Below are 11986 nucleotides of genomic sequence, written 5' to 3'. Positions count from 1 at the left end.
TAATATGAAAGAATTTTTAAATATTTTAAAATCTTGTGGTTATGATGCAAATTTTGTAAAGAATAAAGAAGAAGCTTTATTTTTAGCACAAACTTATATTAAACCGAATATGAGTGTAGGATTAGGTGGAAGTATGAGTGTACAGGAAATAGGTTTACTTGATTTTTTAGTTAATAATAAAAATATTACTTTATATAACCAGTATGAAGCTGGTATTTCTATGGATGAGAATATTAAAAGAAGAAAATTAGGTTTAATTAGTGATATTTTTATAACTAGTACAAATGCAATAACAAAAGATGGAAAGTTAGTAAATGCAGATGGTAGTGGAAATAGAGTAGCTGCTCTTTGTTATGGACCTACAAATGTTTTATTGATTATTGGAAAAAATAAAATAGTTGATACTTTAGAAGATGGTTTTAAAAGAGTAATGGATGTTGCAGTGGTTAAGAATATAGATAGAATGAATAAAAAATCAATTTCTTTTGGAAAAGAGCCTAAATATAATTTGGATAATATTGCAAATAAATTTACTTGGTTAAAAGCTGATGATGACAAAGGAAGAATAATCATTATTTTAGTTAATGAAGATTTAGGATATTAAAATTATTTATTGACTTAAAAGTAAAATAACTTCTTTTTAGATAAAATTGCCCAAAATTAACAAATAAAAAGGATACACCTATGGCTTTATATACATGTGGGCATATTATTCCAGATTCTGATTCTATTTGTTCAGCAATTGCTTTAGCACATTTGCTAAACGAAATAGGAAGACCAGCAATCCCAGCAAGACAAGGAGAAGCAAATCCAGAAACAAAATTTATTTTAGATAAATTTGGATTTGAATTACCAGAAATAAAAGCTTCTTTTGCTGGACATGAACTTTTTATAACAGATTATTCAGATATTGCTCAAGCTCCAAAAGATTTAGACAAAACAACAATTGTTGGAATTGTTGATCATCATAAATTAGGAGATATTACGACTTCAGCTCCATTAGAGTGTTGGATAAGACCTGTTGGATGTACAAATACAATTGTAAAAGAGATGTATGATTATCATAAAGTTGAAATACCAAAAAATATTGCAGCTATTATGATGTGTGCTATATTATCTGATACAGTTATTTTTAAATCTCCTACATGTACACCACTTGATATTCAAGTTGTAAGAGAATTAGCAAGAATTGCAGAAATTGAAGATTATGGTGCTTTAGGTATGGAAATGTTTAAAGTGAAATCAGAAGTTATTGGAACTCCAATAAGAGATCTTGTAATGAGAGATTACAAAAACTTTGATATGCATGGAAATAAAGTTGGAGTTGGACAACTTGAAGTTGTAGATGGAAGTGTATTTGATGCAATTAAAGATGATTTAATGGCTGATATTAAAAAAGTAAAAGAAGAAGAAAATTTACATACAGTAGCATTACTTTTAACAGATATTATGAAAGAAGGTAGTGAGGTACTTGTTACGAGTGAAGATACTTCTATATTTGAAAAAGCATTTAACTGTAAACTTGAAAATGGAAAAGTTTGGTTAGATGGTTGTTTATCAAGAAAAAAACAGATTATTCCTTTTTTAGAACCTGCATTTGCATAAAATATAAAGCCTAAAGGCTTTATATTAAAAATTACCTTTAGGAGAAAAAATGAAAAAACATTTAATACAATTTTTAAAAGATGTTGGAATTGAACCAACTTTATTAACTATGAGTATTTCAATCTTAATCATTATTACAGTAACTGCGATTGTTATACATATTGTACTGCATAAAGTTATTTTAAAAAGTATAAAAAAGATTAATAAAAAGAATAGAAATTTTTTAACTTCAAGCTTATTAGAATCAAATTTATTTCAAAGATTAGCTTTAGTTTTTCAAGGTTTAGTTGTATATTGGCAAACAACTATTTGGGTAGAAGAAGGGTATATTTATGAAACATTACTTACTATATCTCTTGTTTGGATAAGTATTTTTGGACTATTAGCTATATACTCTTTAATTGATAAAATTTTCAGAACTCTATATATTAAAACTCAAACACCATTTTTTGCTATGCAAACTGTAATTCAAAGTATTAAATTAATTTTTGGAATTATATGTTTTATATATGTTATTTCTATTTTAATGGATAAATCACCAGTTGCTATTTTAAGTGGACTTGGAGCAATGTCAGCAGTTTTAATGTTGGTTTTTAAAGATACAATATTGGGATTTACAGCTGGATTACAACTATCTACAAATAAAATGGTTCAAGTGGGTGATTGGATAGAAATGCCAAAATATGGTGCAGATGGAGATATTATAGATATTGGATTAAATGTTGTAAAGGTAAGAAATTTTGATAAAACAATTACAACAATTCCAACTTATGCACTTGTATCAGATTCTTTTAAAAACTGGCAAGGTATGAGAGAAGCAGGTGGTAGAAGAATAAAAAGAGCAATAAAAATAGATATAAATAGTATAAAATTTTTAAATGATGATGATATAAAAAGACTTGAAAAAGCAAATCTCTTAGCTCCATATCTAAAGAAAAAAAGAGATGAAATAGAAGAATACAATGAAAAAAATCATTTTGATTTAAGTGTTAGTGTAAATGGAAGACGGCTTACAAATATAGGAACTTTAAGAGCATATATTGAAACATATTTAAAAAATCATCCAAATATAAATAAAAATATGACAATTATGGTTAGACAATTAGCTCCAAGTGAGTATGGAATTCCTCTTGAAATTTATTGTTTTACATCAACAACAGTTTGGATAGATTATGAGAATATTCAGTCAGATATTTTTGATCATATATACTCTGTTTTAGGTGATTTTGGGATAAAGTCTTATCAATATAATTAACTATTTTAAGTCAAAGCAAATTAAAAAAATTGTATGCTATATAGTTTTTAAAATTTATAAAAAGGATATTATATGAAACACGAATTAATGAAATTACCATATGCTAGTTTAGCGCCACTAATGTCTGATGAGACTTTAGAATATCATCATGGAAAACACCATAATACTTATGTTACAAATTTAAATAATCTTATTGCTGGAACAAAGTATGAAGATATGAGTTTAGAAGATATTATAAAAAATTCTGAAGGTGGATTGTTCAATAATGCTGCTCAAGTATTTAATCATGATTTCTTCTTTAATGGTTTAACTCCTAACCAAGGTGCAATTCCTTCAATTGTTGAAAAAGCTTTAAGTGATACTTTTGGAAGTGTTGATAAGTTTAAAGAAGAGTTTACAGCTAAAGCTATTGGACAATTTGGTTCAGGTTGGGCTTGGTTAGTAAAAGATAGTGCCTGTAAATTACAAATTGTTACAACTTCAAATGCAGGTTGTCCAATTACTGATGGTTTAACACCAGTTTTAACATGTGATGTTTGGGAACATGCATACTATATTGATACAAGAAATGCAAGACCAAAATTCTTAGAAAACTTCTGGCAACTTGTAAATTGGGATGTTGTAGCTAATAAATTAGCATAAAGAACTTTTTTGATAATACAAGCAAAAGAAAATGAATATAAAACTCTTACTGAAATCTGGGAAGATTCAGTAAGAGCAACTCACACTTTTTTAAATGAATCTGACATAAACTTTTTTCGACCAAAAATTTTAAATGAATATTTATATGCAGTTAAACTATATGTGTATAAAGATAAATTTGAAAATATTTTAGGATTTATTGGAATAGATGAAAATAAAGTTGAAATGCTTTTTATAGAACCTAAATATTTTAAAAATGGTATTGGTAAAAAACTTTTGGAATTTGCTATAACAACTTATAATATAGATGAAGTTGATGTAAATGAACAAAATCCAAATGCAGTAAATTTTTATAAATATATGGGCTTTGAAGTAATAAACAGAAGTGAAACAGATTGTTTTGGAAAACCATTTCCTCTTTTACATATGAAACTAAATAAATGAAATCAGGAATATTTAAGAACTCAAAACTTAGCTTTATAGAATTACGATATGTTCAAGATATTGAAAATTGTGTAAAAATGCATTTACATGAAGAGCTTACAATAACTGCAATAAAAAAAGGTTCATTAAATCTTATTTTCAACGATAATGAAATAGAATTAAAACCAAATGAGATAGCTATTATAAATAGTCAAATTCCACATTGTGCTACAATAAATAAAGAATCAAAAGATGGATATGTTTTATATTTAAAAAAAGAGTATTTACAAAAAATAAATTTTAACTTTTTTTCATCCTATGAGTTAGTAAAACAAAAAAATATCTATAAAAATTTTATTAAATTATGTGATTGCTTACTTGATAAAAAAGTTTCTTTAATAGAAAAAGAAGAAAATTTTTATATATTTTGTTTATCATTCTTTTCATTTGAACAAACAATAAAAAATTTTCAAGAAGAGTCAAGTTTAGCTTTAAACATTAAAAAATATTTAGATGATAATTATCTTGAAGAACTTATTTTAGATGAGTTAGCAATACAATTTAATCTAAGTGTAGTTCACTTAATAAGAGTATTTAAAAAAGAGTTTGGGTTACCAATTCACTCATATATTTTAAATAAAAAAGTACATTTAGCAAAAGATTTAATATCTTTAAATATACCTATTATTGAAGTTGCTCAAAATAGTGGATTTTTTGACCAAAGTCACTTAAACAGAAGTTTTAAAAGGATTTTTCAAATTACACCAAAAGAGTATCAAAATAATATTTTTAAATAATGTTAATTTTGTACAAGATTTAATTTTTTTAAAAAGTTATAATTTGAAAAATTAAAAATAGGAGTTTGTTATGAGTGTAAATATTGCAAAATCTTTCATCTCTTTTTCTATCCTATTCCTCTTCTAAATCTTTAATCAATCAAAATAATTTACAAAATAAAAATATAACAAAAGGAAAACCTATGAGTTTTACAAAATATAAAAAATACCCTAAAATTGAAAATTTTCAAAGAGAATGGGCAGATAAGAGTATAGAAGAAGCACCAATTTATTGTAGTGTAGATTTAAGAGATGGAAATCAAGCTTTGATAAATCCTTTAACTGTTGAGCAAAAATTAGAATATTTTGCTTATTTAGTGAGAATGGGATTTAAACAAATAGAGGTTAGTTTTCCAAGTGCTAGCGATACAGATTTTAATTTTACAAGAAAATTAATAGAAGAAAATTTAATTCCATCTGATGTAGCTATTCAAGTTTTAGTTCCAGCAAAAAAAGAGCTTATAAAAAAGAGTGTGGAAGCAATGAAAGATGTAAATAATGGTATTTTTCATTTATATAATCCAACAAATGAGTTTCAAAGAAGAGTGGTTTTTCAAAAAAGTGATGAAGAAATAATCAAAATGGCAGTTGATTCTATGAAATACTTAGTTGAACTTACAAAAGATTTTAAAGGAGAGGTAACTTATCAATATTCACCAGAGAGTTTTTCTCAAACAGACTTAGATTTTGCTATAAAAATATGTAATGAAGTTATAAATGTTGTCAAACCAACAAAACAAAAGAAGATGATTATAAACTTACCAAATACTTTAGAAGCTTGTACTCCAAATGTATATGCAGATAGAATAGAGTATATGTGTAAACATTTTAATCATAGAGAAGCTTTAATTGTAAGTGTTCACCCTCATAATGATAGAGGAACATCAGTTGCTGCAGCAGAACTTGCAGTTTTAGCTGGTGCCCAAAAAGTAGAAGGAACTTTATTTGGGAATGGAGAAAGAGCAGGGAATTTGGATATTGTTAATTTCGCTTTTAATATTTATTCAGAAGGAATTGATCCTAAATTAGATTTATCAATAATTGATGAAGTAAAAGCTATGTATGAAGAAAAAACAAATTTTAAAGTACATCAAAGACATCCTTTTGTTGGTGATATGATATTTACAGCTTTTAGTGGTGGGCATCAAGATGCTATAAAAAAAGGTATAGATTTTTATAGACAAAGTGAAAGTAAGGTATGGAATGTTCCATATTTATTGATAGATCCAAAAGATATAAAAAGAGGATATGAAGATATTATAAGAATTAATTCACAATCAGGAAAAGGTGGAGTTAGTTTTATAATAAGTGAATTTTTTGGAGTTAATATGAATAAAGATGAAACTATAAAGTTTGGATATATTATCAAAGATGAATCAGATAGATTAAAAAGAGAATTAGAAAAAGATGAAATAATCGAGTTATATAAAAAGTTTGTATGTAACTAAGATTGATTAAGTAAAAATAGATTACAATTCTCAAAACTGTATATAGGAAACAACAATTTTCAAATGATTGAGCACTATAAAGAGATAAATCTATATTTACAAAGACTTACTGGAGATAAAATCTTAGCAAAAGATTTGACACAAGAAACTTATACAAAGTTTTTAGAAGTAAGTAAAACTATGCATAATATAAAAAAAGCTTATCTATACCAAATTGCTAAAAATTTGGTTATAGATAAAGTACGAAAAGACAATCTTATTATACAGACTTCTTATAATGAATATGAACATTCTATAGAAATAGAAAAATATACGGAAGAGATATTATTAGAAGAATTAAGAAAAAAAGAACTAAAAGAGTCTATAAAGAACCTTCCTCCTCAACAAAAAAAAGCTTTTATAATGTTTTACTACAAAGGTTTAACTAGAAAAGAGATAGCTTCAATTTTAAATATAAGTACAAATGCAGTTGAAAAGAATATAAATAGAGCTATATCAAAGATAAAAGAAGATATTACGAAAGATGATTAATGAAATTAAATGAAGTAGAACAACAGGCAAATTTTTATCTTATACGACAAAAAGAGGGTTTGTCTGTAGATGAACAAAAAGAGTTTGATACTTGGATAAAAGATGAAATCAATCAAAAAGTATATACTGAAAATAAGATATTTATAGAAGATGTATTAACTTTAGATGAAGATTTTATCAAAGAATTAGAAGATGATATATTGCAAGACGAAAAATCAAAATTAACTTTTAGTTTTAAATATCTTGCAGCTTCAGTTATTTTTTTCTGTATCATTGTTTTTAGTGGCTATGAAGTAAATAGAAATTTTATACCTAAATTTTCTAAAAATTTTGTAAGTGTAGATGAAAAGATTTTAAATATTGAACTTCCAGATAATTCAATGATAGATTTAGATAAAAACTCACAAATACAAATAAGTTATTATGATACAAAAAGAGTTATAGATTTAGAAGATGGAAATGCAATGTTCTCTGTATCAAGAGATGAAAATAGACCATTTCTAATAAAAACAAAAGATACTTTAATAGAAGTTCTAGGTACAAAATTTGAAGTTATAAATTATGATAATAATACAACAGTAAATGTTTTAGAAGGAGTTGTTCAAGTAAGTTATATATCAAGCTTTTTTAAAACACAAACTTTAGCAAAATTGGAAAAATCTCAATCTTTTACTTTTAATAATGAAGAAAAAAGATTTATTAAAAAAGATGTAAATATAAAAGAAATAGCCTCTTGGAAAAATGATGAAATATACTTCAATAAAACAAGTCTAAGAGATGCAAGTTTTATGTTTGAAAGATATTCAAATCATAAGATGATATTTGAAGATGAAAAATCTTCTCAACTAAAAATATCTGGAAAATTTTCAACTTTGCACTATGATAGTTTTTTAAAATCAATAGAGATGATTTATCCAGTTAAAATAAAAAAAGATGGGAATACTGTAAGAGTTGTTAAAAATAAAACTAAATAAACATATATATTTTATAATATGTTATAATATTTCATAATTATTTTAAAATATAAAGGAGTAAAAATTGAGAACAATATCTTTAAAAATAGAAGATTCATATTTAAATGAATTTATAAATTATGTTAAAAATAATAGCTCAAAAATCTCTATAATCAAGGATCCAAATTTAGAATATGACCCATATTTCTATGAAAGACAAGTAAAATTAGTTAAATTAAGAGAAGATGTACATAGTGGAAAAATGCCACTATTAGATGAAGTTGAATCTGAAAAACAAATGGAAAATTTTTTTAAAAAATTAGACAATAATTAGATGAAGATTATAAGAACAAAGCAATATAACTTTGAATTACAATCAATACTTCAATATATTTCAGAAGATAAAGTTAATGCTAGTAAAAGTTTCTATTCAAAACTAAATAAAAAAATCAAAGAATTACCGAGCTTTCCATATAAATGTAGAAAATCTATATATTTCAATGATGATAATATTAGAGATATGATTTTCAAAGTATATACAATACTTTATGAAGTAAGTTTAGAGCAAAATAAAATATTCATATACTCTATTTTTAATCAAAATAAACCTAACTAAAACTATCAAAACCACAAATTTCAAAATTTCTTTAAAATTGATGTCCGTTTTTCTAGTTTTATTCGTTTAGTATATAGAGATACCAATTCTCAAAACTTAAATTATAAAAAAGGAAAGGAAAAATGAATTTTTCAAAACATTCATTAGTTGCCTCAAGTTTATTGTTATTTTTGGGTATGAACTCATTTGCCGATGAAGTATATACTATCCAAAATAAAACTTTAAAAGAGGCATTGGAGATTATATCAAAAAAATCAAACTTATCATATATTGCAAATGATGAGGTATTAGATAAAAAAAGTACAAATAATATACAAAATATTGAAGGTACACAACAAGCTTTGGACAAACTTTTAGAGGGGTCTGGGCTAAAAGCTATAATTGATGATAAATCAATAGTAATAATTCAAGAACAAGGAAATATAAAAGTAGTAAATGGTACATATATATTAGATGATGTTTCTGTAACAAGTGAAAAAAGTGGAAGTGCTGAAAATGGATATCTAGTAAAAGAAACAAAAGGAGTTGGTATTTGGAATGAAAGAAAACTTCAAGATACTCCATACTCAATGAGTATAATTTCAAAGGATTTAATTGAAAATGTACAAGCAAAAGATATGAACCAAATTTTTAAAATGAATCCAACAACAGAAGAACGTGGACAAGCTTCTTCAAATGTTGGTGATGTGCAATGGCCTAATATTAGAGGATTTAGAGTACAAAATCCTATTATTAATGGTATTTCATATGCAAATAGTATTTCTAGTGCACCAATGATGCAAGATATAGAAAGAGTAGAAATTATAAATGGTGCAACTGGATTTTTATATGGTGGAGGAAGAGTAGGAGGAGCAGTAAACTATATAACTAAACAACCAACAACAAATGATTTAAGAAATCTAACTATTGGAAGTTATGGAAATGAATCATATTATGGACATATAGATTTAGGTGGGCAGTTTAATGAAGATAATACTCTTGGTTATCGCGCTAATGCAATGTATCAAGATGGTAAATTAAGTGGTAATACAGAAACAGAACAAAAAGCTATTAGTTTAGTTTTTGATTGGAAACCAACAGATAATTTTTATATGGATACTAAATATATGTATAAAGATTCTTTGAAAAAAGGAGTAAATAGTTTTTTCACGTCAATAGATGATAGAAGAAGTATTAGTAAGAATGAAATCTATAATCCAGATTGGATACAAAATGAAATAAAATTACATAAAGTTGAAAATAATATTAAATGGAATATAAATGACATATTTACATTCAGAACAAATCTTTTTTATGAAAAAGTTAAATATAGAGGAGATGTTTCTTGGATTACATATAAAGATAATAAGGTTATAGGGAGTCAAACGAATTTTTATAAATATGCTTGGGAAGAAACAGAGAATAATGGAGTAAATCTATTTTTAGATTCTAGCTTTGATACTGGAAATATTAATCACACTATAACTGCTGGATATTCTTTGAATTCTAGTAAATTATCTATCAGAGATAATAATTTAAAGAGTTCTACTCTTTCTACTGATATGACATTAAATGACTTAAAAAATTTAAATGAATCAACTTGGAGTGGAGCAAATTCAGGAATATTAAGAGTAAATTCAAAAAGAGAGTATAGTAATATTTTGATTGGTGATGATATAGTTCTCAATGAGTATTTAAGTGCTTTAGTTGGAGTGAATTATGCAACAGTTATAAATAAAACTTATTCTAATAATACAAAATATGATAAATCAGAGCTAACACCTACTTTATCATTTATATATAAGCCTTTTGAAGAATTGACTACATATACGACTTATATTGAAAGTTTAGAAGCTGGAACTGTTGTACCGACTCAATATAGCAATGCTAACGAAGTTTTGCCACCATTAGTAAGTAAACAATATGAAGTTGGAGCAAAATATAGTTTAAATGAAAGTGTATTACTAACTGGTGCTTTATTTAGAATTGAAAAAGCAAATCAATATTCAGATTTATCAACTCCAAAACCAAAATATGTTCAAGATGGTGAACAAATTCATCAAGGAATAGAACTTGGAATTACTGGAAAAGTAACTGATGATTTAACAATTATAGCTGGTGGAACTTTTATGGATATTGAAGTTGAAAAATCAAATAATAAAGCATTAGAAGGTAAAAAACCAACAGAAGCAGCATCTAAAATGGCAAAACTTTATGGAGAGTATAATATTCCATATGTAAAAGGTTTGTTTGTAACTGGTGGTGCATATTATACTGGTAAAAAATATGGAAATGGGTTAAATACAGATATTATGTCTTCATATACACTTTATGATTTAGGTTTAAGATATAAAACAAAACTAGATAAGTATTCAACAACTTTTAATATAAATGTACAAAATCTAACTGATAAAGAGTATTGGACAAATAGTTGGCAATTAGGTGATCCCAGAAGTGTTGCATTTTCTATGAAAATGGAATTTTAGAATAAATAGAGTTTCTCCTTTTACTTTAGAACTCATACTTAAGGATATTTAAAAAGTAAGTTTAACTTACTTTTTATTTAAATTCTATTTTCCCTTGACTTGCTAATAGTGCTCCACAAAGTTGATAAAGAACTCTAGCTCCTACATTTGCATCCCAACCATTTTCACTATCACCAACTTCACATAAGTCAAAACCTAAGATATTTCTTCCACTTTTTACAACCATAAATATTAGATGTTCAAGTTCTCCATATCTTAACCCACCTGGAACAGGTGTCCCTGTATTTGGACAGTTTAGTGGCTCTAAACCATCAATATCTATTGATAAATAAACATTTTGTGGAAGTTGCTCTATATAAGGCATAAAAACATCTTCTAGTGATTTACCTGATGCTAGTTGGCTTTGCATATGTGTATCATATAAACAAGCTCCTTTTTCACCTAAATCTAACATTCTTTGTGCTTCTTCTTTACTATAATCTCTAATTCCTACTTGTACAAGTTTTGATACTTTTTCACACTCTTTTAAAACATTATAAAAAATAGAAGCATGAGAATAAGTAAACCCTTCGTAAGCTTCTCTTAAATCGTGATGAGCATCAACATGAAGTATTCCAAAATCTTCACTTGAAGTATCATTTATAGCTTTGATAAGACCTAATGGACATGAGTGATCACCTCCAACAACAGCTACAAATTTACCTCTTTTTAATCTTTTTAAAGATGCTTCATAAACATTACTATTGATTGCTTTTGAAACTTCATTTACGTATTTTAACTCTTTTTTACAATTTTCCCCAGCTTCAAGAGCTTCTATAACTTTTAAGGCTTTTTTTCTAGTTTTATTACTAAGTTTTAAAACATATTTATCTGTTTCAAACATAGCGATACCTGCTGTATAAGGTTTTATATAGTGATAAGTTTCTAAATCTAACTGATGACTTGCAGTTCTTATATTATCAGGTGCTTTCGCTGTTCCATCTGCAAATGAAACTGTAACTTCCCATGGAACAGGTATTAAAACTAAACTAGCTTCTTTTGGATCTAATCTTCCACCTAAAAAACCATCATTTTTTTTTGGAGGAAGTCCAAGTTCTAAAATATTTATCTCTTCTTTTAAACTTCTATATTTCATAATTTCCCCTGAATATAATTTTTAATATTAAAGCATTATAGAATAAATAAGCCAAGAATTCAATATTTATTTTAATT

The 11986-nt window shown here is 25.9% G+C and carries 13 protein-coding genes; 12 read left to right on the top strand and 1 reads right to left on the bottom strand.

What is annotated here, in order from left to right; genetic code table 11:
• Nucleotides 1-4: 4 nt before the first annotated feature.
• The 12 genes from ALANTH_RS08275 (at nt 5) to ALANTH_RS08220 (ending at nt 10774) form a co-directional block, all read left to right on the top strand.
• The gene (locus ALANTH_RS08275) at nt 5-604 is read left to right on the top strand and encodes a lactate utilization protein (protein WP_026808108.1); all 600 of its coding nucleotides are present in this window, start codon (nt 5-7) and stop codon (nt 602-604) included.
• Nucleotides 605-684: 80 nt separating this feature from the next.
• On the top strand, nt 685-1605 hold the full coding sequence (locus ALANTH_RS08270) for a manganese-dependent inorganic pyrophosphatase (protein WP_026804750.1): 921 nt from the start codon (nt 685-687) through the stop codon (nt 1603-1605).
• Between the two features lie 49 nt (nt 1606-1654).
• The gene (locus ALANTH_RS08265) at nt 1655-2860 is read left to right on the top strand and encodes a mechanosensitive ion channel family protein (protein ID WP_026804749.1); all 1206 of its coding nucleotides are present in this window, start codon (nt 1655-1657) and stop codon (nt 2858-2860) included.
• A gap of 72 nt (nt 2861-2932) precedes the next feature.
• Nucleotides 2933-3502 carry a superoxide dismutase gene (locus ALANTH_RS08260; RefSeq protein WP_026808107.1) on the top strand — a complete coding sequence of 190 codons (570 nt, stop codon included), beginning with the start codon at nt 2933-2935 and terminating at the stop codon, nt 3500-3502.
• Between the two features lie 9 nt (nt 3503-3511).
• Nucleotides 3512-3946 (top strand): GNAT family N-acetyltransferase, encoded by a 435-nt coding sequence (locus tag ALANTH_RS08255; RefSeq protein ID WP_026808106.1) that lies wholly within the window; start codon nt 3512-3514, stop codon nt 3944-3946.
• Nucleotides 3943-4722 carry an AraC family transcriptional regulator gene (locus tag ALANTH_RS08250; RefSeq protein ID WP_026808105.1) on the top strand — a complete coding sequence of 260 codons (780 nt, stop codon included), beginning with the start codon at nt 3943-3945 and terminating at the stop codon, nt 4720-4722. Before ALANTH_RS08255 ends, ALANTH_RS08250 begins: the two co-directional genes overlap by 4 nt.
• 182 nt (nt 4723-4904) lie before the next feature.
• Complete coding sequence (locus ALANTH_RS08245) at nt 4905-6209, top strand: 2-isopropylmalate synthase (RefSeq protein WP_051583686.1); 1305 nt, start codon at nt 4905-4907, stop codon at nt 6207-6209.
• A 63-nt stretch (nt 6210-6272) separates the two neighbouring features.
• Entirely contained in the window at nt 6273-6740 is a 468-nt protein-coding gene (locus ALANTH_RS08240; RefSeq protein WP_026804745.1) for an RNA polymerase sigma factor, read from the top strand.
• Entirely contained in the window at nt 6740-7714 is a 975-nt protein-coding gene (locus ALANTH_RS08235) for a FecR family protein (protein ID WP_026808104.1), read from the top strand. The genes ALANTH_RS08240 and ALANTH_RS08235 overlap by 1 nt, the downstream gene beginning before the upstream one ends.
• 64 nt (nt 7715-7778) lie before the next feature.
• Nucleotides 7779-8027, top strand: coding sequence for a hypothetical protein (locus ALANTH_RS08230; protein ID WP_026808103.1), 249 nt, complete (start codon nt 7779-7781; stop codon nt 8025-8027).
• Nucleotides 8028-8309 carry a type II toxin-antitoxin system RelE/ParE family toxin gene (locus ALANTH_RS08225; RefSeq protein WP_026808102.1) on the top strand — a complete coding sequence of 94 codons (282 nt, stop codon included), beginning with the start codon at nt 8028-8030 and terminating at the stop codon, nt 8307-8309. It abuts the gene before it with no gap.
• A 122-nt stretch (nt 8310-8431) separates the two neighbouring features.
• Nucleotides 8432-10774: a TonB-dependent siderophore receptor gene (locus tag ALANTH_RS08220; RefSeq protein ID WP_026808101.1), complete on the top strand. Its 2343-nt coding sequence runs from the start codon at nt 8432-8434 to the stop codon at nt 10772-10774.
• 73 nt (nt 10775-10847) lie between these two features.
• Here ALANTH_RS08220 and ALANTH_RS08215 read toward each other — a convergent pair whose 3' ends face one another.
• Nucleotides 10848-11909 (bottom strand): agmatinase family protein, encoded by a 1062-nt coding sequence (locus ALANTH_RS08215; protein ID WP_026808100.1) that lies wholly within the window; start codon nt 11907-11909, stop codon nt 10848-10850.
• Nucleotides 11910-11986 lie beyond the last annotated feature (77 nt).

Origin of the sequence: Aliarcobacter lanthieri (genome assembly GCF_013201625.1) — a bacterium.
Classification (GTDB): domain Bacteria; phylum Campylobacterota; class Campylobacteria; order Campylobacterales; family Arcobacteraceae; genus Aliarcobacter; species Aliarcobacter lanthieri.
Note: the sequence above shows the minus strand (reverse complement) of the source record. Positions and strands in the feature narration are given on the sequence as shown.

Excerpts from the sequence above, each read along its gene's own strand:
- ALANTH_RS08275 (WP_026808108.1), top strand. The coding sequence starts at position 5 with ATGAAAGAATTTTTAAATATTTTAAAATCTTGTGGTTATGATGCAAAT.
- ALANTH_RS08270 (WP_026804750.1), top strand. The coding sequence starts at position 685 with ATGGCTTTATATACATGTGGGCATATTATTCCAGATTCTGATTCTATT.
- ALANTH_RS08265 (WP_026804749.1), top strand. The coding sequence starts at position 1,655 with ATGAAAAAACATTTAATACAATTTTTAAAAGATGTTGGAATTGAACCA.
- ALANTH_RS08260 (WP_026808107.1), top strand. The coding sequence starts at position 2,933 with ATGAAACACGAATTAATGAAATTACCATATGCTAGTTTAGCGCCACTA.
- ALANTH_RS08250 (WP_026808105.1), top strand. The coding sequence starts at position 3,943 with ATGAAATCAGGAATATTTAAGAACTCAAAACTTAGCTTTATAGAATTA.
- ALANTH_RS08245 (WP_051583686.1), top strand. The coding sequence starts at position 4,905 with ATGAGTTTTACAAAATATAAAAAATACCCTAAAATTGAAAATTTTCAA.
- ALANTH_RS08240 (WP_026804745.1), top strand. The coding sequence starts at position 6,273 with ATGATTGAGCACTATAAAGAGATAAATCTATATTTACAAAGACTTACT.
- ALANTH_RS08235 (WP_026808104.1), top strand. The coding sequence starts at position 6,740 with ATGAAATTAAATGAAGTAGAACAACAGGCAAATTTTTATCTTATACGA.
- ALANTH_RS08225 (WP_026808102.1), top strand. The coding sequence starts at position 8,028 with ATGAAGATTATAAGAACAAAGCAATATAACTTTGAATTACAATCAATA.
- ALANTH_RS08220 (WP_026808101.1), top strand. The coding sequence starts at position 8,432 with ATGAATTTTTCAAAACATTCATTAGTTGCCTCAAGTTTATTGTTATTT.
- ALANTH_RS08215 (WP_026808100.1), bottom strand. The coding sequence starts at position 11,909 with ATGAAATATAGAAGTTTAAAAGAAGAGATAAATATTTTAGAACTTGGA.